This window comes from Paraburkholderia sp. DD10 (assembly GCF_049177125.1).
GTDB lineage: Bacteria > Pseudomonadota > Gammaproteobacteria > Burkholderiales > Burkholderiaceae > Paraburkholderia > Paraburkholderia terricola.
Genome location: NZ_CP185392.1, coordinates 2021886 through 2045103 on the forward strand (window position 1 = coordinate 2021886; position 23218 = coordinate 2045103).

Here is a 23218-nt window from a genome sequence, read left to right on the forward strand (position 1 = left end):
GCACGCTTGCTTACCACTCGGGCACGCAACTGGACAGTGTGGCCTTGGTGACTTCGGGAGTGTCGACGTCGATGAACCTGGCTTTTTGTGTGTCGGGACCTGTCACCGCGGCGTAAAGCGCCTTGAACGCGCGCTCGCCCATCTTTCCCGGTTGAATGCAAACCGTTCCGTCGACATCGCCCATCTTCACCGCGTTGATGCCGAGCTTCGATCCACCGCGGCTGACGAGCTTCGCATGCGATCCCGCTGCGCGCACAGCGCGGGCGCAGCCGATCACCATGTCGTCGGCCTGATTGAAGATCAGGTCCACATCCGGGTGCGCGACGAGCATGTTCTGGCAAACGGATTCGCCCTTTTCGGGCGTCCAGTCAGTCGGCTGCGAAGCCACGATCTGATATTTGACGCCGGCCTTATCGAGGCCTTCTTTGAAGCCCTTGGTGGTCTGCCATACAGTCGGATAGCCTGGCGCCCCCTCGACAATCGCGATTTTCGCGGTGCGTCCCTTCGGAAGCAGTCTTGCCGCAATCTGGGCCGCGTCGGATCCGACGTGCACTTCGTCGCTCGCAACGAGTGCGGTCAGCTTCGGATAAACGTCGCTGATGGCGTGCTTCTGCGGATCGCCGATCTGCGTGGCCACTGCAACGAAGGGAATATTGTGCGATGTGGCGCGGTCGACCCACGATTGAGCGACGACTGCATCGATCGGCAGTACTGCAATGCCGTCCACCTTCTGCGCGATGAGATCGTCCACGGCGTTACCCTGCCGCTCGACACTCGTCTTGGCGTCGAGCATGATCGTCTTCACACCTGCCGCCTTCGCTGCTGCTTCGAACCCCCTCGCTGCCGCGACATTGAACGGATACTGCATACCCGCCGCGACGTAGCCGAAGGTGACGTCTTTGGCTGTCGCCGCGCCGGCGAAAAACGCCGTGGCGCTCGCAAGGCCGATCAATCCCAGCCTCCTGAATTGCTTGTTCATCATCGTCTCCAACGTGTTTATCGAGCTATCAAGAAGCTTTGCGCCCGCTGAAGCGCGAGGCTGCCTCCTAATGCTTCGCTATACAGATACTGTCTTCTGCAACACGGTCTTCGTCACCATGTACGCATCGAGCGTCGACGGGCCTCCTTCCCGTCCAATGCCGCTGTCCTTGACCCCACCGAAAGGCGTATCGGCGTCCGGTGTGCCGAAATGGTTGATCGAAAGCACGCCGCATTCGATCTCGCGGCTGATACGCTCGGCATCTTGCAACGAGTTGGTGAATGCGTACGCCGCGAGGCCCACTGACAGGCTGTTCGCAAGCTTCAAGGCGTCGTTCAGATCGTCCACTCGCACGCACGCGGCGACAGGACCGAAGGGCTCAACGGTCATTGCATCGGCGTCGAACGGGACGTCGGCCAGCACGGTCGGCGCGAAGAAATAGCCGCGTTCGCCAATGCGCCCACCTCCCGCGGCGACACGGGCGCCACGCTGCCTCGCATTCGCGACGAGCGACTGCATTGCGGAAAGCCGCCGGGCACTCGCCACCGGGCCCATTTGCGCCGTCTGGCTGAAGCCGTCGCCGACGCGCACCTCGCCTACTGCACTGGCAAAAGCCGCGACGAATTCGTCGTACACGCTGCGGTGAACAATGAAACGCGACGGAGATGCGCAGATCTGGCCGCTCGCGTTTGTCTTTCCGCGCGCAGCAAGCCGGCCGACTGCCGCACCGTCGACGCCTTCGCAGACGAGTACTGGAGCATGTCCGCCCAATTCCATCAGCACCGGCTTCATGGCCGCGGCCGCGAGTTGCGTGAGATGCTTGCCGACACCGACCGAGCCGGTGAACGTCACGAGTCGAATGATCGGCGAGGCAATCAACGTGGAAGATATTTCCGCCGGATTGCCGAAGACGAGATTCAGCACGCCGGGCGGCAGGCCCGCTTCTTCGAAGGCGCGCACAAGAAGACATGCGGTGGCGGGCGTCTCTTCCGCGGCTTTCAGGATGACCGAGCAACCCGCCGACAGCGCCGCGCTCACCTTGCGTGCCGCAGAACTGATAGGCACATTCCAAGGTGTGAAAGCGGCCACCGGCCCAATCGGCTGACGCAGCACGAACTTCTGCATCTGCGGTTCGGCCGGAACAATCAGGCCGTAATCGCGCAATGATTGCGCCGCGTTCCATTCGAAGAAGTTCATCGACCGGTCGGCTTCCGCATAGGCGTCGGCGTAGAGCTTGCCGTTTTCGAGCGTAATGGTCGATGCAATCAACGGGAGCCGCTCGCGCATCAAAGCCGTGGCTTTCTGGATTATCTTGACCCGCTGTTGAGAGGGCGTATCGCGCCACGTCACGAAGCCCCGCGCTGCTGCGTTCAATGCGCGCGCGAGGTCCTCGCCAGTTGCCTTCGGCACCTTGCCCAACACCTCCTCTGTTGCGGGATTTCTTACTTCGACGGCAGTTTCGCGGTCGTAAATCCACGCCCCGTCAATGTAAAGTCCGACGCGAGGATATTCCGCCCGCACCGCGCTCGTCTCGTTTGGAAGAACTGAAGTCGACATCGATGAAATCCTTTTTGCCTTAGCTAGAACACGTGCGCGGTGCACCCATGGGCGGCGGCGACGTTAGGTGTGAGCGGCTCAGCGCCACGCTTTCAACTTGCAACGGCTGCTGGCTTATCTGATGATGTAGCCGTAGATTTCCATGCCGATGAGCTGCTGTTTGAAGAGAGGTCTCTCCGTTTATTGAAGGTTATTTCTGAGCACACGGTTAGGTCTAGTTGGTTTTTCTGCGGTCGAGGGTAAGCATTGCTAAACCGCGATCTCCATGGCCGAAACACCGCCCTCGGAGGTCCACTGCGGAGCCCTCGGCGAAGAGGAGCGCGCTGTCGCCCAATACGGGTGATTGCGGGGTTAAGGGAAAATCCCTAATGCGACTGTCCCTGCGCAATACGCGCCAGCGGATAAATCGCCGTCAGTTCAGCTTACCTTCAGGCAATAAAAACGAACTGGACCCGGCAGCCGCCGAGGCAATAACCTACTCTGGAATAAGACACGCCACCGCGTCATTTGCCGGGCGCCCTGGCAAAGAGATACTCATCCGCGACAGTACCGGAAACACGCTGTATTGCTGTGTCTATCTCGGGCACAGGTGAACAACTGCAAGTGCGCGACGCAGCGCAGCGCCATCTATAGAGCCGAGCCAGGCATCTGAGCGAACCGCTCGCGTCAAAGGCATGGCAATTGACACTTTCGCGACGAGCGCCCGGCGAACTGCCATTGATGTAACGAAGCGCTTTCCGTACCCCGCTCGCCTCCGGGCAAGCAACCAACTTGATGGAGACACGAATCAATGGCGACTCATCGCAAATGGAACTATGAGGGCAAAGTGGCCTTCGTAACAGGTGCAGCGGCCGGCATCGGACAAGCCACCGCGTTGGCCTTTGCCCAGGAAGGCGCCGATGTCGTCGCGGTCGACCTGTCGGAAGAAGGTGCCCACGCGACAGCACGGCTGATCGAGGAGCAAGGCGTACGCGCGCTCGCTGTCAAATGCGACGTCTCGAATCCCGATGGTGTGCGGGCGGCTCTTGCGGCCACCATGGACACCTTCGGCAAACTTGACTTCGCGTTCAACAACGCGGGCATCGAGCAGGCGCTCGCCTACACCGCTGATATCAGCGACGAACTCTTCGAACGCAATCTCCGCGTGAACCTGGGCGGCGTCTTTTACTGCATGAAGTACCAGATCCCTCTCATGCTGAAGAACGGCGGAGGTTCCATCGTGAATACGTCTTCGGGCGCGGGTGTCGTAGGTATTCGCGGACAGGGCGCCTACTGCGCAGCCAAACATGGTGTGCTCGGCCTCACGAAGTCGGCGGCACTCGAGTATGCAAAAGACGGTGTCCGCATCAACGCGGTATGTCCCGGCATCATCGATACGCCGATGATTGGCCGCTTTACTCAAGGCACAGAAGAAAACCGAAAGCGGATGATCGCGCAGGAACCGATCGGGCGTCTGGGGCGGCCAGAGGAAATCGCCAATACGGTTCTTTGGCTGTGCTCGGACGTCGCCGGTTTTACCATCGGTCATGCGGTCGTCGTGGATGGTGGGCAAACTGCCGGTCTGTAAGCGTCGCCGACTGCTTGGCATACACAAAGAGGCTATGGGGCTCACGTCCCATAGCCTCTTTTGCTCGCGAGCGTCTATAGACAGCTACATCGCGGAATACAACGATTAGTTGCAGTGAGCGTTGTCTTCACTCTTATTGGCCGCGAGTTGATTGGAGGCGCCTTCCGCTCTCGCGAGCATAACCTTCGCGGACGCCGCGTGCGCGTCGTCCACCCAGGTCCGCGGATTCATACGCGCGGGATTATACCCTGCCGCTGCGTAGTCAGCCGTTTCCTGACGGACTTGCTCACGCGTCAGACCTTGAGCAGACGATTGCGCCGAGGCCAGCATAGGCACCGACATGGTGAGTGTGATAAGAAGAACTTGAAGTTTGCGTTTCATGGTCGTAGCTCCAGAAGAATGGGCAATGTGTGCCCGATAGCTTCGATGAAGCAACGGGCGTCGGCAGCGATGTCTTGAATCGGGCCATGCATATTGGTCCCGTGGCCACCGCGCACGGTGGGTGACTCACTTCGATTCATGCACACTATAAGGGTTTCCACCAATCCAATTAAGTAGACGCCTTCACTTGGGCTTATTAGTATCATTCATGAATCGCGACGTAAGAACGGCGCTCGAACACGACAACGTGCTGCTCCGGCCGGCAGCGGATGTTTGCCCATAAAGAATGGATAATGCGAGATGCCTCGAGAAAACCTGAATGACATCCTTGTGTTTATCGCGGTTGCACGCGAGAAGAGCTTCACGCGGGCGGCGGCAAAACTAGGCGTCTCTCAATCGGCGTTGAGTCATACCATCCGCGACCTTGAAGCACGACTCGGGCTGCGCCTGCTCACGCGAACTACCCGAAGCGTTTCGACAACAGAAGCGGGCGAGGAACTCTTTCAGGCGGTGGCTCCGCGCGTCGAGGAGATCGATGCAAGCATTGCCGCTTTATCCGACTTCAGGGACAAGCCCGCCGGGATCATCCGCATCACCGCAGCTGACCATCCTGTGGAGACGGTCATCTGGCCGAAGCTGCGAAAACTTTTGCCCGCCTACCCGGATATCAAGGTGGAGGTCACCGTCGACTACGGTCTTTCGAACATCGTCGAAGACCGCTATGACATTGGCGTCCGATTCGGCGATCAGGTCGCAAAGGACATGATTGCGGTCCGTATCAGCCCGGACATTCCGATGGCTATCGTCGGCTCACCCGGCTACTTCGCAAATAGAGACCTCCCAAAAACGCCCGAGGACCTTCTCCGCCACGAATGCATTACCTTGCGCATGACGACCACGAAGGCGTTGTACGCGTGGGAATTGAAAAAAGGAAAGAGGGAAACACAAGTGCGCGCTACAGGACAAGTCACCGTCAACACCCAGCCTCAGATGGTCCAAGCCGCGCTGGACGGCTTCGGACTGGCTTTCGTCCCGGAAGATGCAGTAGTCCAACACATGCGCAATGGTCATTTGCAAAGCGTTCTGAGGGACTGGTGCCCAGTCTGGCCCGGCTACCGCGCCTACTACCCGAGCCGCCGCCAGACCTCACGTGCGTTCTCGCTTGTGATCGATGCACTGAAACACCAAAGCTGATCTGGCCACCGGTTTGCCGGACCGATTAATCACAACAGCTCATAAGTCCAATCGGCCTACTCGGGTTTATCCGAACTAGCCGCTTGGCTAGAATACGATCAACCAGTCAGGCATTCACTCGCTGACTTCAGTCTTTAATCAACACACGCGCTAGCTGCGTTGCTCCAACGGTTCGCAGCACCCGCGACTCGCACGTCAATTCACTGCTTGAGCGCGTATCGTCGCGCCTGAACGCCGTAGTCCGGCATCGTCGACTGCCAATTCATTGGCCGGTCGTGGATTGCTTTTGTCGAAGCACGTTCAAGTACCGCTGCGAGTAGGTGCGCAAGATGAACGAGGAAATCCGATGTCCACAGTGCCGAGTCAATCAACTATTCCCAGAAACCAGCTATGGAGCGCGGTCGCCTCGATGGCGATGTGCGCGGCCATGCTGATAGCGTCCGAATTCATGCCGGTTAGTCTTCTGACGCCGATTGCCTCGGACCTCCGTGCCTCCGTGGGCATGGCCGGCAAGGCCATCTCGATCTCGGGCCTATTCGCTGTTGCGACAAGCCTGATCATTCCTTCAGTGACGAGCCGTCTCGATCGTCGCCATGTGTTGGCCGCGCTGACAGGACTGATGCTGGTGTCGTTGGTGCTAACCGCCGAGGCCGGCAGCTTCACGATGTTGATGGTCGCTCGCGCGCTTCTCGGCGTAACAGTAGGTGGCTTCTGGTCGCTTTCAACCGCAACGATCATGCGACTGGTACCTGAGGAATCGTTGCCGAAAGCGTTAGGCGTTCTCTATACGGGCAACGCCGTCGCAACTTCATTTGCAGCCCCCATTGGCAGCTACCTGGGCAGTGTCATTGGATGGCGAGGTGTGTTTTGGGCACTCGTCCCGATCGTGGCAATCAACCTGATCATGCTGCTGCTGACCCTTCCGCCTATGACGAGCCGCCCATCGCAACGCGGCGGCGAAAACGCGCTTGCACTTCTGCGGCGCCCGCATGTGTCGTTTGCAATGCTGGCCGTCATGCTGACGTTTGCCGGCGCGTTTACGGTTTTCACGTACTTCCGGCCGTTCTTTGAAACGTACACTCACGTTGACGTGCCACGGCTATCGATCCTTCTGCTCGGCATGGGGCTGGCCGGTTTCGCGGGCACATACGGTGCGAGCGCACTGATCAGCAAACGCCTCTTCCATCTGTTGATGGCCTTGCCCGTTGCACTAGCTGTCGTGACGCTTACCATGCTCCCCGCCGGTCACTCCTTCGGCGCAGCAGCATTTCTGGCAATTGCGTGGGGTGCGGTTAATGCGGCGATCCCGGTCGCATGGTCGACGTGGCTTTCAAAAAGCGTGAAGGACAAACCGGAAAGCGGAGGAGGCCTGATGGTTGCCTCTATCCAGCTAGCCATCATGGTTGGGGCGGAACTAGGCGGCACGCTGCTCGATCATTATTCAATCGGCACGACCTTCTTGTGCGGCGCGGCGCTGCTGATTCTTTCGGCGATTGTCGTTGGCAGCGGCAGGCGTCTCAGACCTGCCGTCTAGCAGACGATGCAGAGTACCCTCGCCGTCACCGGGTACTTGCCTGATCTGCGCGAGTGTGAAGGGCCTAAAGCGCCAATGTAATCGCATCCTTGAATCCAAGGTAAGTGCCACTTACCGGAGCCTCGAGAAAATGCGACTCGACGTGTACCGTGGCAAAGCGCACGATAACGTAATGTCGCATTCTGATGCGACGGTCCGCCGGGGACAGCATCGGCAGAAGAAGTCAGGAGAAGACAAATGCGCGTCGGGTATATCGGGTTGGGTGCCATGGGTGGTGCACTTGCCCGTCATCTGATCGGCAAGTTTCCGTTGAGCGTGTTCGATCTGAATAAAAAGGCGGTCGACTCGTTCGTCGAACTCGGCGCGGCAGCGGCGGCGACACCGGCGGAGCTTGCGCGTAACAGTGATCTGATATTGCTTTGTCTGCCAAGAAGCTCTGACGTTCAGGCGGTGCTTTTCGGCCCGGACGGTGTTGCACAGGGGGCAAGCGCGGGCAAGATCGTTATCGATCAAACCAGCGGCGTTCCCGCCGAGACAAGAGCCTTTGCCCTACAGCTCGAGGAAACAGGCGTATTGCTGTTCGATGCGCCCGTCTCCGGCGCGATGGCCACAGCCATCGCCGGTACTATCTCGATCATCGCATCAGGGCCACGCGATGCTTTTGAAAGGGCTCTACCTGTCCTGCAGTCGATCAGTCCGAATGTCTTCCACTGCGGTGAACGCGTAGGTAACGGTCAAACAATGAAGACCGTTAATAACATGATGAACGTGAGCTGCCGTCTCGCCACGCTCGAGGTTGTTGCGATGGGAAAAAAGCTCGGCCTTTCCCTCGAACTCATGACGCAGGCCATTAACGCTACTACGGCACGAAGCTACACTTCACAGGGCATGCTGCCCGCCATTGCAGAAGGACGCCAGTCCACCAGATTCTGGCTTGCGCTTCAGGTAAAAGATATTCATCAGGCGATCAGTCTCGCTGCCGGGCAGAAGGTGCCAATGCCTATCGGAGGAGCCGCTCGGTCACTTCTTCAAATCGGGTTGAATTCTCTGGGCAAAGACGCTCAACTCGAGCAGATGATTGGCGTCATCGAATCGATGGCCGACACGAGGTTTGTCGACGCGCCGACAAGTAGCGATCGCCGGGAGGCAGAATGAATAGGATCGGAGTGGCAGGAAGCGGGAAAGTCGCCACGTTCGTCGTGCATCAACTGGCAAAGAGGTATTCCGTCCGCGTTCTCCGCGCAGCGAACGATTCGCTACTTTGCGACGGCGTTGAAGAAGTGCATGACGTCGCTGACCTGGTGGCAGGTTCGGACATCGTCATTCTGTGCGCTGACTCCGACGAATTGCGAGCAACGCTGCTCCGAAGCCCGGATTGGGGCAAGCAGGCCTCCGCGGAAAAGCGGGTTGTTATCGACATGGGCCAGGGCGACCCGGACGAAACGAAGATTATCGCCACGGCATTAAGTGAGGTGGGGATCACACTCGTCGATGCACCGTTGCATACGGAAAATACCGCAGCGATAGAGACAGCGTCGGCCATTCTTTTCGGAGGCCCTCCAACGGTACTCGAATCCGTTCGAGGCGTCCTGGAATCGGTCTGCCCCACGATCATCGCTTGCGGCGATGTCGGCAATGGACATGCGATGCGCCTCGTCGTCGCAGCGATTGCGGCATGTAATCGTCTCATCACCTACGAGTGTGCCGCGATGGGCGCGACAAACGGGCTCGCAATCGCCGACATGGCGACCGTGCTCAACAGCAGCTCCGGCTATAACAGCGCGTCCGCCCGCGTATTGCCAGCACTTGCGACCAATGAGCGAACGGCAGACGTCACTTTGAGCAATTGGGCAGACGATCTGAGAATGGCGTCGGCCGCCGCAATGCGCTATGGCGCACCGATGCTCGTTGCGACGATGGCGCGCTCAACGTTGGACGCCGCGGCGAACCGGCTCGGCGGTTCAAGTTCCGTCGATAGACTGGCTGAAATATGGGAGATCGATGCGGGCCTTCCCGCGCCAGGGATGGGCTGACCGGCTTTTCCGACGGCATGTAGTCCGATGCTGTAGGGGCGTGCGCGCTTGCGCCACAGGTATCGCACACCAACCCGCTTGCAGCCATACCCGTCTAGCAGTCAGCGATGTCGAACACATTTTTCTGGGCCGAAGTCCAGAAGGGAGCCAGGTAAATGGCGCAGGCACTGCTCGGCTGCATTGCCGACGACTTCACTGGCGCGACGGATCTCGCCAACATGCTCGTACGCGGCGGCATGCGTACGGTGCAAACCATCGGCGTCCCCGATCGAAGCGCGAAAATCGAGGCCGACGCGCTCGTCGTCGCGCTGAAGTCTCGCACGGTTCCGGCGAAGCAGGCCGTGCGCCAATCTCTGAACGCACTTGAATGGCTGCGGGCGCATGGCTGTCGCCAGTTCTTTTTCAAGTATTGCTCAACGTTCGATTCCACTCCAAGAGGCAACATCGGCCCGGTCGCGGATGCGTTACTCGACGCGCTGAAAGACGACTTCACGATCGCCTGCCCCGCGTTTCCCGAGAATGGACGCACGGTGTTTCGCGGCAATCTTTTTGTCGGCGATGTTCTTCTGAACGAGTCCGGCATGGAAAGCCACCCGCTCACGCCGATGTCCGATGCCAATCTCGTCAGAGTGCTGCAACGACAGACGAAATCCAAAGTCGGCCTGATCCGATACGACGCAATTTCCGCAGGTGTAGAGGAGATTCGCGCTTGCATCGACGAGCTAAAGCAGGATGGCGTACGGCTCGCGATCGCGGATGCACTCACCGATCGCGATCTTTACATGCTCGGCAAAGCCTGCCGGGATCTTGCGCTCGTCACGGGCGGTTCCGGCATGGCGCTCGGTTTGCCGCAGAACTTTCATTCGGCGGACCTGCTCGTGTATTCAGGACAGGCCGCCGATCTCCAGCAAATCGACGGCGGGTCTGTCGTGCTGGCCGGCAGTGCATCGCGAGCCACCAATGCGCAGGTGGCGGAGTGGCGCGCCGGCAAACCGAGTTTCCGAATCGACCCAATGGCGCTTTCGCGCGGAGAGCCAGTAGTCGACAACGCCATTCAATTCGCGCGCGCTCACGACGAGACGGTACTGATTTACGCCACGTTGTCGCCGGACGAAGTCAAGATTGTGCAGCGCGAACTGGGCATTGAGAAGGCAGGACATATCGTCGAAGAAGCGCTTGCATCGATCGCGTGCAAGCTGCGCGACGCCGGCGTGCGCAAGTTCGTCGTCGCGGGCGGCGAAACTTCTGGCGCCGTGGTCCAGGCGCTCGGCGTGCGCTCACTGCGTATCGGGCCGCAGATCGACCCGGGAGTGCCGGTAACTCAGTCTGTTCCCACCAACGGTGAAGCGCCGCTTGCACTCGCGCTCAAGTCCGGCAACTTCGGCGCGACTGATTTCTTTGCGAAGGCATTGAAGGCGCTCTAAAACAGCCCGCAAGCGGGCTGCTCTCGCTTACCCAAAACCGATCATAGCCTTCACCTCGAGATACTCCTCGAGGCCGAAAATCCCCATCTCCCGCCCGTTTCCTGAGCGCTTGTATCCGCCCATCGGCGCCTCGGTGTTGCTTACCGCACCGTTCAGGAAGACGCGTCCGGCCTGCAGGCGGGCTCCGACTGCTCGACCGCGTTCCTGGCTCGACGAGAACACGTAACCGCCCAGGCCATAGGGCGTTCCGTTTGCGATGTCGATGGCTTCGTCTTCGGTGCGATAGGAAATCACGGTGAGCACCGGACCGAAGATCTCTTCCTGTGCGATGCGCATATTAGGCGTCACATTGGAAAAGATCGTCGGCTTCACGAAGTAGCCATGCTTGAGCCCTTCGGGCCGGCCAGGACCGCCAACCAGAACCGTCGCGCCCTCTCCCATACCGATTCTGATGTATTCCTGCACGCGTTCGAACTGGAGCTTGTTGACCACCGGCCCCATCGACACCTGCGGGTCCAGCGGGTTTCCCACTTTCACAGCTTCTGCTTCGCTACGAAGCAGCGCCAGCACCTCATCCATCTGGTCCTCCTGGACGATGATTCGAGTCGGGGCATGACACGACTGACCCGTATTGGAAAACGCGCGGGTAACGTTCCACTTCGCGGCCGCCTTCAGGTCCGCGTCGTCGAGGATTACGTTCGCCGACTTCCCACCCAGTTCCTGAGCAACGCGTTTCACTGAAGGCGCCGCCGCCTCTGCGATCAGCACACCGGCTCTTGTGGAACCCGTGAACGACACCATGTCGATGTCCATGTGCCTGCTGATAGCGTTGCCCACCACCGGACCGTCGCCCAACACGAGGTTGAAGACGCCCTTCGGCACGCCTGCTTCGTGAAGCACTTCGGTAAGGCGGATTGCGCTGAGCGGTGTAAACTCGCTCGGCTTGAGTACGACCGTGCACCCCGCGGCAAGTGCATAGGCGAGCTTAGTGACAAGAAGCTGGAGCGGCCAGTTCCATGCGGTAATCAATCCACAGACGCCAATCGGCTCGCGCCGAATAGTATTAGGTCCAAGGCGGTACTCGAACTCGTACTCCTTCAAGGTAGCCAATGCCTGTCTGAAAGAAGCAAGCGCGGCAGGAGCGTGAATCTTCTGCGAGACGGGAGTGCCGAGTTCGAGCGTCACGACGTCAGCGAGTTCGTGCTCACGGCGGACAAAGCAGTCGATTATCTGTTCGAGCAGATCGATACGGGCGGCTTTCGAGGTCGCGCCGAAAGAACGGAACGCGGCTCTTGCGGCGTTGACGGCCGCGTCGACATCTTCGGCTCCGGCCAGCGCGACCGTCGCAAACGGTTCCTCGGTAGCGGGATTGATCAAAGTCCAATCCTTGCGAGTCAGCGGAGTAACCCATTCCCCGTTGATGTAGCACTTCTCATACGATTGCATAAAGTCTCCTGTTATTCACCCGCGACCGGGAGTGCCCGCAGTAATCGCGGCGATGATAGAAGTTTGGAATCGCACCAACGTAGGGTCAAGTCAGCTATTATGGTGTCTCGGTAAGCGGCGCTAACCGGCCACGCTCAGCCTTGGAATGGAACGTTGAATGCGGTCCACGCCGGGACCAAGGCCACGGTTTTTGCGGGCCGCCGCTGTTAAGGAGGAGACAGAAAAAGATGGAACTCCGACATCTTCGCTACTTTATCGCCGCCGCGGAGGAAGAACACTTCGGGCGCGCTGCGGTGCGCTTGCACATCACAAGACCTGCGGTTTCTCAAATCATCGCCGACCTCGAAGGAGAACTCGGCACACCGCTTTTCGAACGCCTCGCGCATACGGTCAAGCTAACGGCCGCGGGCCGCACACTGCTGCCGCAACTCGTCCGTGTAATGGACGATCTCAATGAGGCCATCGTCCTCACCAAGCGCGTTGGGCATGGCATGACCGGGACGTTGAGGATCGGCTATGGATCGCTTACGCTCATGCATTCGATCTTTCGGGCAGCCGTTAAACAGTTCCGCGAAAGCTACCCGGAAATCAATCTTTCGCTCGTGGAAATGTCGACGTCGCTACAGCCCAAAGCCCTCGCGGACGGAAAGATAGATGCCGGTTTCATGCATCTGGGGCCAAGCCCGCACCCGGGCAAGCGGCGCACCGAAATCAATATGGAGCGCGAAGGCATTGTGCTGGATTCGATATGCATTCAGACAGGTAGCCTCGGTGTCGCCGTACCGCACGATCACCGGCTGGCGCGCAGGAAGTCGCTCACACTCGACGATCTCGCCAACGAGTGGTTCGTGGTCGTGCCTAAATCCAGCAGCAGCTTGAGTTACGGACAGCTCTATTCGTTCTGCCAGGCGGCAGGGTTCGAGCCGAACATCGTTCAGGAGGTGAGCACTGTCGCCTCGCAACTGAACCTGATTTCGGTAGGCATGGGAATCGGACTGGTGGTCATGGGAAAGAACTTCCAGTATCCGGGCGACCTGACGATCGTTCCGCTGACCAATTTGGATTACTCGACGCGCTTTATCTTTGGATGGGTGCGCCGGCAGAACGACCCGGTCCTCGACAAGATGATCGACATCGTGAAGGACCTGTCGAAGTAGCATGAAAAGATGTCGCCCTCTGAACGCATCGAGCATTGCAGAGGGCGTAGTTTCTTACAGGGCCGGGTTTCGTGGCAGTGGAAAACGCTTTAATGCTTTCGCATGCACGACATGACTCGGCCTAGCGCCTCAGCACCTCGGGATTGACGATGTTTGTGTTGAGCGTGCCATTCAGCGCGCCGATGAGATTTTCAGCTGCGTTCCTGTTCATCGCTTGACGCGTCTCGTGCGTCGCCGAACCGATGTGCGGCAACGTAACGACGTTGTCCATGCTGAGCAGCGGCGATTCCACCGACAGCGGCTCTTCCGCGTACACGTCGAGTCCCGCCCCCGCGATGGTGCCGTCTTTCAGCGCCTCGATCAGCGCTGGTTCATCGACAATTGGCCCGCGCGAAGCGTTGATGAGAAACGCACCGCGCTTCATCGCCTTCAGTTGTGCGGTGCTAATGAGATTTTTTGTTTCTTTGGTTAATGGCGCCTGCAACAGAACGAAATCCGATTCCTTGAGAAGTACATTCAGGTCCACTTTCTTTGCACCGTACTCACGTTCGGCCCGCTCGTTGACGCCTTGGTCGACGTACAGAACATTCATCGCGAAGCCCAGAGAAGCGCGGCGAGCCACTGAGGTGCCGATACGGCCAAGGCCGACAATACCCAGCGTCTTATGGTGAACGTCGACGCCGAACTTGTCCTCGCCGATTTTTTTCGTCCACTTTCCGGCCTTCACAAACGCCGCCAGTTCGGCGAGGCGCCGCGCCGTCAGAAGAACCAGCGAGAACGCCGTGTCAGCGGTAGATTCGGTCAGCGCATCCGGGGTATTGGTCAGCAATATCCCGCGCCGGTTCAGATAATCGATGTCGAACGCATCGAAGCCTACCGATACCGTAGAAAGAACCTTGATCCGCCGCGCGCCCTCCAGCGTCTCCGCGTTCATTTTCACACCCGTCCCAATCGCGCCGTCAGCGTCCTTCAGTGCTTCAATGAGCGCGCCCGGTTGCTTCGGGTCGACGATGGTTACTTCTGCATGCGAGCGAAGGTAGTTGATCGTTTCTTCGGGCAGCGGTTTGTACACTACGACTTTATTCATTCGAGATATCCTCATATATTGCGACACTGGAGCCGGCCTCGCCTTGGGCTTGACCGGCCCGGCGCTCACAGATCACAGATCGCGCATGACGGCGGCCTTGGCACTCGCTGCGCTTACGAGAAACGAAATGTCAGTGCCGGTGGAGATATATCGAGCACCCATTTCGACGAATTGCGCGACCAGTTTCGGGTGAGCATTGAGACCGCCGACACCGAGATGCTTGCCATGCTTTCGGCATGCGGCCATGGCCTTCGCGTAGGCCTCGCGAATCATCTCGTGCTCGAATTGCCCCTCGATTCCGAGCGACGCGCAAAGGTCGTTGGTACCGATGAAAAGCAGATCGACACCTTGGATCGCCGCAATTTCATCAATCGCGGCCAGCGCCTCCCGGGTCTCGATCATTATGACAACCATCGTGGCATCGTTGACGGCCTCGCCGACCTCTGAACTCGGAAACGAGCGAAAACCCATGTGCGGAAGCACGCCACCATGCGAGCGCTCGCCGTGCGGCGGGAACTTGGCCGCGCGAACAACCTGTCTCGCCTGTTCAGCAGACTCGACGTGCGGCGCGATTACGCCCAGCGCACCACCATCCAGAATCCGGGCGATGACATCCGGAGCCAGATTCGGCAGACGAACGAACGGCGCGATGTCAGCGTTCATGGCGGCCATGCAGATTTGAGCTGTGGTCTCGAGAGACAGCGTACTGTGCTCGAGATCGATATAGAACGTGTCAAAACCCGCGGTCTTTGCGATCGTCACGATCTCAGTTGTTCTGACGAGGCGGACCGTCATGGAAAGCGTAACTTCATCGCGCGCCAGTTTCTCCTTGACGACGTTGCGGACCAGATCTTTTGCGGCTACTTTCATTTTGTCTCCTCAATCTCGGACGCGGAACACAAGCGACTGCTTACACCGCGCTGCACCGTGTTACTTAACGCACGCTTGACAGCGCGAGTTTCAGGGAAGCAACACCGCTACGCGGGCTAGAGAGCACCGGCACACGCAGGTCTTTTAGCTGAGGAACAAGTCGCGCCATCGACACCTGAGCCACGACGACGACATCCACGCTCGCCGCCAATGCCGAGATAGTGCTCTTGACGATCTCGTCGTGTTTCGCGGCGTCGCCCGCGAGCAGCGCGTCAAATGCGCCCTCAGCAATCCGCTCGGCAACTTCAATGTCGCGGCCGAGTTCGCCGGCTTTCCTTTTGATCAGCCGAACGGTCGGCTCCAGTGTGGTGGGCACGGTCGCGACCACTCCGATGCGGCGGCCGATGGAACTGGCCTCCTCAGCCATCGCTTCGTCGATCTTTACGATCGGCGTACTGACAAACTTACGCACCGAATCAACGGCCTCGCCGACGGACGAACAGGCGTTAAGAATAATGTCCGCACGCATTGCCTGTGCATTCGCCATGTACGAGTGAATCCGGCTCGCAACCTCAGGCGTCAGATGTCCTGCTGCACGCACGTCGTTGAGCAGGCTATCGTCGATGATGTTGATCACGCGCGCCTCGGGAATCTGCTCGCTGATCTGTTCCTTGATCGGCTGGACCGTGACTGGTCCGGTGTGAATCACGGCAATGGTAGTCATAGTTCGTTCCGGCTTGGTCGTATGTGAGAGGTAAAAGCAGGCGCCCGCATCTGCGGTGTGCGCGGCGCGACCGCACACCGCGCACAGCGTTAGAACCTGGGAAGCACGAGACGGAAGAACTCTGTTTCCTCAATTGCTCTGAGCGGCACCGGGCCCTCGTTCGCCTCGAATTCGAACGCCGTATGGAGGCCATATTCCATGCCTTCGAAGCTGACTTTACCTTTGCTCAGGAAAAGCAGTTCGATCGAAGACTCTATACCCGCCGGGAGCGACGCACCCGCGTCTATTTTGACGAAGCCGATTCGCGTATTTCGCTCAGTGAAAGAGCCAAGCCACTTCGAAAAGACGCCGCGCGTTTCTTCCGGAATCCATTCGAAGTTTGCGGGGTTCATGAGGATCAGATCTTCATAACGCGGCTTGGCGTATTCCAGCTTGCGTCCCGTCACGTGTTCGAAGCAAGCTTCGAATCCATCCTGGTTGTGCTTTTTCCCCGACTCGTCGTACCACGTAAAGATGCCATCCTTGAACTCGCCCTTGGCCTTCAACGCCTGGTTTGCGGCTTCGCGCTCCTCGACGCTCACAAAGCCGTAGCCCGCCGCACCGCCGAACTGGCAGACCATCATCTCCAGCCCTTCAGGACGTTCCTGCGGACCGTAGTACACGCTCTCCGGGAAGTAACCTACCCAACCCTCCGGCATCCTCTTTCCCTGCGCATAAGGAAAGTCGCCCTTGATCACGTAGCGGACCTGATCGAAATTGTGGCGGTGACTGGGCGCGACCCAGCCGCCCGCGCCCGTGCGGCCGACGTTGATGAGGTAGTTATTCGGAGAACCCGGTTTTCCCTGCAGCAGGAACTTCTGCTCGAGGACGCCCTCTCGCATATTGCTGCCGATTCTCCCGTAATCTGTTGTCGAGGCCTCTGAAACTCGCATTTTGACCCTCCTATGGTCACTGTCTGGCCGCCTTTCTATCGCGGGGTTCGCCTGCCGGCGCCAGATCAAAGGATGAGTAGGCGAACCAAATCAGTTCTACTACATGTTTAAACAACATGTCGGGCGACTCAACATCGCGACACCGACATGAAGAGCTGTCAGCTGCTTAGTGAAGTGCGCATTGCGCCGCGCCACCTGCAAACTCTCGACTCATCTACCCATCAATGCGCTGTGCAGTTGCCCAAACAACTGGGCAAGGCACCGCAACGCTACGTGAGTGCGCGAAGTATCCCGGTCGCGTCAGTCAGAGTTTCCATCTCCCGAATCAGCATCTGAGCCCTGGCAATTCCCGCGTCCGACGGCGCAATAGCTGCAACAGAGGCGCAACTCACGAACTTTTCCGACAGTTGCTCCCAGGTTAGCGGGGCCTCTGCATTACCTGGGATCTTGTCTCCAAGGCGGCCGAAAACACGGCCGTCCCGCGTCACAATTTCGATCCGGCCGTCCGGCAGCTTGAATGTCCAGTTCTGATCCGGATCCTGCACCGGAACGACCTTCGCCGCCATGGATAGAACGTCGGGGTCTTTCAGCGCCGCCTCGCTGAAATCGGCGATAGTCATCTTGCCCCTGCTCGCTGCAATTCCGAGTATGAACGGCAAGCTCATCTTTGCGTCGACGAGCGTGGACGGCGCACGCCGAACTTCCAACGGCGTACACATGGTGTACGTGAAGTCGCCGACGAAGGCGCGGATGGCTTCGACGTCCTTTGCTGCGATGCCTTTTTCTTTCATCAATTCGATGGTGGCGTGAATATAGGTGTGAGAGTTGCCCACCGCCGGCCATGCCTTATACAGCGTCGTGCCTCCGAGGAACCGCACGCCCAGCCCATCGAGCATCTTCTCGCGGTCGTACTTTCCGCCGAAATAAACGTTGAAAATCCCGGCCTTTCCCTCAAACAGAGTATCGATTCCGGTAATGCCCTTCTGCGCGAGGAGCGCTGCAATGACGGCGCCTTTCGCAGTGAACCCAGCGTACATTCCTCGCAGGTCACTGCCGGTTGCAAAGATGACTTCCATGGTTCCGCAAGACTGCTGGCTGGCAATGCCGAGAGCGTGGGCAGTCTGTTCGGCCGACAGTCCAAGCACATGTGCAGCCGACGCGGCCGCGGAAAAAGCGCCCACCATCGACGATAAATTCCAGTTCTGATTCCAGCCAACGTTGCAGCGCAACCGGGCGAAGAGGTCCTGCCCAATCGCTACCGCGGTGATTAGCGTACGGCCTGGCACTCCACCCATTCGTTCAGCGATCGCGAAGACGGAAGGAACGATTGAACTCGCCGCATGCGCGCCCCACGGAGTCTGATCATCAAAATCCAGACAGTGAGACATGGACCCGTTGGCGAAAGCCGCCGACATTGCAGGCAATTTCCCGCCGAATCCGAGGACCGTACTCTCCGGCTTTCCACCGCTTTCCTGCAGCAATTGCACCAATGCCTGAACCGCGGGCTCGACACCGCTTGCGGCCAACGTCACGCCCAATGTGTCGAGAATCGTCTTCTTCGCGCCTTCAATCGCGTCTTCTGGCAAATCGTCGTAGCCAATTTCTGCCGCGAATTTCGCGAAATGATGGCAGAGGTCCAAATGGTCGGTCATGAAAGTGCTCGGGAAAGACGGCACAGCAAAAAGTGACTCATGAATGGCGTTGCTGCTTACGCTTTATCTTCCTGATCATTCTGCGCGTGGGACTCCTTCTAGTACAGTTCGTTTTCATCGATAGCCCGGTAAGTTTGGCTAACGGTCCGGCGCGGACATCACCGCCATACAACGCCGTTTTCGGCAGAACTATCTCGACGTTAATCTCCACCGCTACATCAAGAACACGCCCTTGCCGCCGCTTTGACGGTTAAAGACCTGATACGCTTCTTCCGCCTGATCAAGGCGCCAACGGTCTGTGAAGAGCGCGTCGAGGTTGAGCTCGCGCTCGACGATGAACTCGGCGCAGGCTCGCTGGCCCTGAACGGACATCGTCCACGAGGTCAGAACGCGGAGTTGAGTGCGCAAATAGCTGGCCAGCGAAAGAGTGAATTCCGACCCAATACCAACGAGGCAAATCGTGCCCCAAGGACTCACGGAGTCGAGAGCATCGCGGTTTGCGGCGGCTGCGCCCGAAGTCTCGAGTGCAACGCTCGCACCCCTGCCGCTGGTGAGCTCGCGGATTGCATCGGCGACTCCTCCATCCAGCGGATTAATCACAGCATCGGCGCCAAACTTTGCCGCTGTCTCGCGACGACTTGCGTCGACGTCCAACGCGATAACGCGAGCGCCTTGAGCCTTCGCGAGCATCGTTGCAGAAAGGCCGACTGGCCCTTGCCCGAATACCGCAATGGTATCGCGCCCCGTGAGGCCGATTCGCTCGAAAGCGCCCCAGGCAGTACCCGTTCCGCAGGAAATGGCAGCGCCTGCCTCGAAGCTGAGCCGTTCGTCGAGCGGCACCAGCGTGTCCGCGCGAACCTTCATGTAAGGGGCATGCGCGCCGTGCGCATCGGTCCCATACACAATGATCGGCGCAGTCCTGCACATTTGCGGCCAACCCGAGCGGCAGTCGGGGCATCCCATGCAGCCACTGTAGTGATGGACCATGACGCGCGCACCGATGCGCGCGTGCGGCCCCACGACGCCTTTTCCCACAACGACGACAACACCGCACGGCTCGTGACCAGCGATGACTGAAGGAACGGGCGAGCCTGCCGGCCGGCGATAGAAGTGAAGATCGCTTCCGCACATGCCAGAAGCCTTGATTTCCAGAACGACTTCGCCGACGCCCGGCGTCGGATCGGGGAAAGTCGCGAGCTCGACTTTGCAGTCACCGCGAAAGACAATGCCACGCATGCCGTGTGTTCCTCAGTGCTGTTAGGTGAAAGATGAACGACTGCGAACAGCGATACATTGCGTCGAACGCACCGCTGTTTTCAGCGCGCATTTGATTGGATGGCTAGTGCCGGGACAACGTCTGCGGAATCGCGGCATGCGCGTCGGCGATTTCCTCAGGCTCCAATGCCTCGAGCGATTGCTGGTTGGTCTCGATACCCGCGACCATGACGAGGATTGCAATAAAGATGTAGGCGCCTGAGATGGCGAGTACCACGCCGGTGATTCCATAGCGGCTAAAGAGCCCCAGCACGATGAATGGCGATCCGATCAGACCCAGGCGTCCGAACATCTGCGCCACACCGCCGCCGCGGAAGCGATATTCCGTCGGGAATAATTCCGGCGTCATGCCGAGGCCGAGCGTCAGGAAAATCGCCACGGCCGAGACGAGCAGGAAGCCGCAAATCATAATTGCCGTTGCCGATGTCAGGTTGGGGTAGATCGCCCCGAGGCATGCACACAGCGCGGCGAACATCACGATGCCCGTGCGGCGTCCAATCCGATCCGAGATATACGAGAGGAACAATGGGCCGGCAATCCAACCCGCCATCATTGCGGCGGTAAAGCCAAGCGAGTGAGTGACGCTCATTCCCTGTTTGACGAAGAACGTCGGCATCCATCCCGTCAGACTATAGGAGCCGAACAGGCAGATCACGTTGATGACAATGGCAAGCAAGGTGCGCCGAATCACAGTACGCGAAAAAAGCGTGGAAAGCGGCACCCAGTGCGGCTCCCTGGCCGGGCTCTGCGGCGCCGGAGGCAGTGGTGCAGTGACGCCGGAGTCCCTTTCGATCGCCTGCATGACCTCTTCTGCCTCGTCATTGCGCCCGACGCGCTCGAGCCACCGCGGCGATTCGGGCAGATGACGGCGCATCCACCAGACCCACAGCGTACCGATGCCACCAATGATGAACATTGGACGCCAACCGAGCCACGGAATGACGAGCGTCGCGACAACCGCCGTGACGAACACACCCGAACCGCCAATCAACGCAAGGAGTCCCAGGTAGCGCCCACGATGCGTGGGAGGCACGAACTCGATGATGAGGCCGTAACCCATCACGTACTCCGCGCCCATCCCCAGCCCCATGATGAAGCGAAACGCGACGAGCCATGACATCGACGGCGCAAATGCGGACACGAGTGCCATGCCACCGAAGATCGCCAGGTTGAATTGATAGGCGAAGCGACGGCCGAACCGGTCGCTCAACCAGCCGGCAAGCGCTGCGCCGATCGTCAGCCCGACAAACGTCGCTGACATGAAAATCGAATTCAATTGCAACGTCGACCAGCCGCTCTTCAGCATTGACGCAAGCACCGAGCTGGATAGGGTATTGTCGAACGAATCGAAGAACATACCCAATCCGACTAGCCACAGGACCCTAGTATGGAAAGATCCGATAGGGAGCCGATCAAGTCGCGCGCCAGCATTTACTCTATTGCTCATCCGATGTCCCCTGATAACAGCATCACACTAAACGGTTGCGTTGATGTCCGGCCGCTCGCTTTAGGAGGTCGTGGCAGGCTTCCTTACGGCGGCACCCGTACGAACACAAAGCGCGATAGTCCGCGCCCCACAAGTTGCGGGTAGCGAAGGCACACAAGTTATCGAACAAAATGCCGCCACAGGCGGGCGATTGGAGCGACTAGCGCTATCCTTCGAAGGCCCGAAGAGGCCTCGACGCCTGGCTTGCCTGAAGCCAGCAGATTTAGGCGACGTATTCGGTCTTCGTGGGATTTACCGTGTCTGCGTGCCGTTCGACTCGTCGTCGGACGCCGCAGCGCACGTTGCGTGCGGATGCTTTGCGGGCAGATCGTCTCCATACTTATCCGGCTAATGGCCATTTTTGTGATTCTAGTTTGCGCGCCCGAGTTCTGCCGCGTACAGTCGATTATTCTTCTTGGTGCGTAAGCTGAGCTAACCGAAGGCGTCGGGCTGATGTGTCGATAGTGGCCCTTTTCCTCGCGCGGCGATGCTGCACGCACGCCGGCCACCTATCGGTGCACGGCGGAGTCACGCCAGCTGCCATCCGGCTAGCGTCATCCGGTTCCTATAAGGGCCAGTGTCCGCAAATGAAGGGGTCGATAGCTCGGACTATCGACGCCTTCACTTACGCCACTTTTCTGCGTTTTTTCTCAGTTCCTTATACTTCGCAAGTCCTCGTCCCAAGGAGCGGGTGGGATCGGTGCCCGCCCGTGGCGTGGCGCGGCTGAAAAATCCGGCCGCGGGCCGGTGCAGTGACTATCATGTAGATGTGGTCCGTGCTAGCGACACGCGACCGCAAAACGGGGCAAGGCGGGGCTGGCGGGAGACTGGCCGCCCGTCCTTGCTCCGCCAGAACCGGGTCCGCGAAGGTGCGGGCCATTTTTTTGCGCCCTTCCAACCCTGATAACTCCACGTATCGGGATTGCTTTTAATGGCGAAAAGGCGAGATCCGCGGCCGCTCATCATGGCGGTTCCCCGCGCCGAGGTCCAGTTTCAATGGTGACGAGTCGTATTAGCTCCATCACGTTTAATGGCGCATCTGCTTCGCTAAAAATCCTCTGTGTTAGCACCGCAATCCATGTGGCCCGAGCTAGTCCCGCGGGGATCCTACGGCTGGCTCCCGTCGCCTCTCAAGGCTCTTAATGGTCTGGATCAGCACCAAGCCGAAATGCCAATGTCACATCCGCACAATTGTTTCCGCATCACGGTTTTCCCAGTGCGCTCATGACCCAGCACACCGTCACCGATTGGTAGAGACTTTGTTGTGCGTCGATAGCGACACTCAGGCAGCCCCTCGCAGCGTCTGCGCAATTCCCATCGTCTTCGTGACTGATCCAAACTGCCTTTGTCCGAGGCAACCCGACCGTCTATATTGGATAAAAAGCAACGCAAGGACTGCGTGCACCGAATCACGCCCTCCATCGGCAGCCGTCCGCATATCTCCACAATCCAACGATCAAGGAGTGAGGTAGTGGAAATCCTGAAATGTGCCGTTACCGCTGGCGCCCTGATCGGCCTTGTGAAATGTATCCAGTTGTTCAACGGCCACTGCCGTCGCCGTTTCGGCCATCGCTTTTTCACGCTTCGCGCATTCTGGTTGGCAGCACTCGCGATCAACCTCATGTGGCTGGGACTCTATTGCTATGCAAATGCTGTACGCGATCACGCCTCCATTAATGATGGCCTCGTCCTTGTCGTTTTAAGCGTCGTCCCCATTGTCTGGATGGCTTACGAAAACATCCGCGAGACGGATCTTGTCCACGGACTAGGCGGTTCGGCACTGCAACTGGCGTTGTTCTTCCCCGTGGCTCTCTACAGCCTCCCGCTCCTCCTGGCTGCTATGGTTTTTCTGCTTTTCGCATCCTTCAAGGCGGGACCGGCGTGGCTCGTCGATCGTTAAGCGGCGGTTAGCCTTGCGTA

19 protein-coding genes are annotated in these 23218 nt (G+C 58.9%); 8 read left to right on the forward strand and 11 right to left on the reverse strand.

Annotation, left to right across the window (positions count from 1 at the left end):
- Positions 1-10 precede the first annotated feature (10 nt).
- Both ACOCG7_RS09200 and ACOCG7_RS09205 read right to left on the reverse strand, forming a co-directional pair.
- Positions 11-979: a sugar ABC transporter substrate-binding protein gene (locus tag ACOCG7_RS09200; protein ID WP_347143555.1), complete on the reverse strand. Its 969-nt coding sequence runs from the start codon at positions 977-979 to the stop codon at positions 11-13.
- A 78-nt stretch (positions 980-1057) separates the two neighbouring features.
- On the reverse strand, positions 1058-2536 hold the full coding sequence (locus ACOCG7_RS09205; RefSeq protein ID WP_421375193.1) for an NAD-dependent succinate-semialdehyde dehydrogenase: 1479 nt from the start codon (positions 2534-2536) through the stop codon (positions 1058-1060).
- A gap of 790 nt (positions 2537-3326) precedes the next feature.
- Between ACOCG7_RS09205 and ACOCG7_RS09210 the strand changes: the two genes are divergently transcribed.
- A complete protein-coding gene (locus tag ACOCG7_RS09210; RefSeq protein ID WP_347143767.1) occupies positions 3327-4103 on the forward strand; it encodes a glucose 1-dehydrogenase in 777 nt (258 codons plus the stop codon).
- 105 nt (positions 4104-4208) lie between these two features.
- On the opposite strand, the gene ACOCG7_RS09215 is transcribed toward ACOCG7_RS09210, so the two are convergent.
- Positions 4209-4484, reverse strand: a complete 276-nt coding sequence (locus ACOCG7_RS09215; protein ID WP_347143766.1) for a DUF4148 domain-containing protein — start codon at positions 4482-4484, stop codon at positions 4209-4211.
- A 300-nt stretch (positions 4485-4784) separates the two neighbouring features.
- Here ACOCG7_RS09215 and ACOCG7_RS09220 point away from each other — a divergent pair, with 300 nt between their 5' ends.
- From ACOCG7_RS09220 to otnK, 5 genes are all read left to right on the forward strand, one after another.
- The gene (locus ACOCG7_RS09220; protein ID WP_347143765.1) at positions 4785-5678 is read left to right on the forward strand and encodes a LysR family transcriptional regulator; all 894 of its coding nucleotides are present in this window, start codon (positions 4785-4787) and stop codon (positions 5676-5678) included.
- A 346-nt stretch (positions 5679-6024) separates the two neighbouring features.
- Positions 6025-7212 (forward strand): MFS transporter, encoded by a 1188-nt coding sequence (locus ACOCG7_RS09225; protein ID WP_347143764.1) that lies wholly within the window; start codon positions 6025-6027, stop codon positions 7210-7212.
- Between the two features lie 237 nt (positions 7213-7449).
- On the forward strand, positions 7450-8367 hold the full coding sequence (locus ACOCG7_RS09230) for an NAD(P)-dependent oxidoreductase (RefSeq protein WP_347143763.1): 918 nt from the start codon (positions 7450-7452) through the stop codon (positions 8365-8367).
- Positions 8364-9245, forward strand: a complete 882-nt coding sequence (locus tag ACOCG7_RS09235; protein WP_347143762.1) for an NAD(P)-dependent oxidoreductase — start codon at positions 8364-8366, stop codon at positions 9243-9245. The genes ACOCG7_RS09230 and ACOCG7_RS09235 overlap by 4 nt, the downstream gene beginning before the upstream one ends.
- A gap of 155 nt (positions 9246-9400) precedes the next feature.
- Positions 9401-10669 carry a 3-oxo-tetronate kinase gene (gene otnK / locus ACOCG7_RS09240; protein WP_347143761.1) on the forward strand — a complete coding sequence of 423 codons (1269 nt, stop codon included), beginning with the start codon at positions 9401-9403 and terminating at the stop codon, positions 10667-10669.
- A 27-nt stretch (positions 10670-10696) separates the two neighbouring features.
- On the opposite strand, the gene ACOCG7_RS09245 is transcribed toward otnK, so the two are convergent.
- Entirely contained in the window at positions 10697-12115 is a 1419-nt protein-coding gene (locus tag ACOCG7_RS09245; protein ID WP_347143760.1) for an aldehyde dehydrogenase family protein, read from the reverse strand.
- Positions 12116-12342: 227 nt separating this feature from the next.
- On the opposite strand from ACOCG7_RS09245, the gene ACOCG7_RS09250 reads away from it, so the two are divergent.
- Positions 12343-13272, forward strand: a complete 930-nt coding sequence (locus ACOCG7_RS09250) for a LysR substrate-binding domain-containing protein (RefSeq protein ID WP_073430629.1) — start codon at positions 12343-12345, stop codon at positions 13270-13272.
- A gap of 121 nt (positions 13273-13393) precedes the next feature.
- On the opposite strand, the gene ACOCG7_RS09255 is transcribed toward ACOCG7_RS09250, so the two are convergent.
- The 7 genes from ACOCG7_RS09255 to ACOCG7_RS09285 form a co-directional block, all read right to left on the reverse strand.
- Positions 13394-14359 carry a D-glycerate dehydrogenase gene (locus ACOCG7_RS09255; protein WP_347143759.1) on the reverse strand — a complete coding sequence of 322 codons (966 nt, stop codon included), beginning with the start codon at positions 14357-14359 and terminating at the stop codon, positions 13394-13396.
- 72 nt (positions 14360-14431) lie between these two features.
- Entirely contained in the window at positions 14432-15229 is a 798-nt protein-coding gene (locus ACOCG7_RS09260; RefSeq protein WP_347143758.1) for an HpcH/HpaI aldolase family protein, read from the reverse strand.
- 64 nt (positions 15230-15293) lie between these two features.
- Complete coding sequence (locus ACOCG7_RS09265; RefSeq protein ID WP_347143757.1) at positions 15294-15953, reverse strand: aspartate/glutamate racemase family protein; 660 nt, start codon at positions 15951-15953, stop codon at positions 15294-15296.
- A gap of 89 nt (positions 15954-16042) precedes the next feature.
- Complete coding sequence (locus ACOCG7_RS09270; protein WP_347143756.1) at positions 16043-16885, reverse strand: hypothetical protein; 843 nt, start codon at positions 16883-16885, stop codon at positions 16043-16045.
- Positions 16886-17154: 269 nt separating this feature from the next.
- Complete coding sequence (locus ACOCG7_RS09275; protein ID WP_347143755.1) at positions 17155-18537, reverse strand: MmgE/PrpD family protein; 1383 nt, start codon at positions 18535-18537, stop codon at positions 17155-17157.
- A gap of 213 nt (positions 18538-18750) precedes the next feature.
- A complete protein-coding gene (locus ACOCG7_RS09280) occupies positions 18751-19773 on the reverse strand; it encodes a zinc-binding dehydrogenase (RefSeq protein WP_347143754.1) in 1023 nt (340 codons plus the stop codon).
- A 103-nt stretch (positions 19774-19876) separates the two neighbouring features.
- Positions 19877-21169 carry an MFS transporter gene (locus tag ACOCG7_RS09285; RefSeq protein WP_421375199.1) on the reverse strand — a complete coding sequence of 431 codons (1293 nt, stop codon included), beginning with the start codon at positions 21167-21169 and terminating at the stop codon, positions 19877-19879.
- Positions 21170-22769: 1600 nt separating this feature from the next.
- Between ACOCG7_RS09285 and ACOCG7_RS09290 the strand changes: the two genes are divergently transcribed.
- Entirely contained in the window at positions 22770-23198 is a 429-nt protein-coding gene (locus ACOCG7_RS09290) for a hypothetical protein (RefSeq protein WP_347143752.1), read from the forward strand.
- Positions 23199-23218 lie beyond the last annotated feature (20 nt).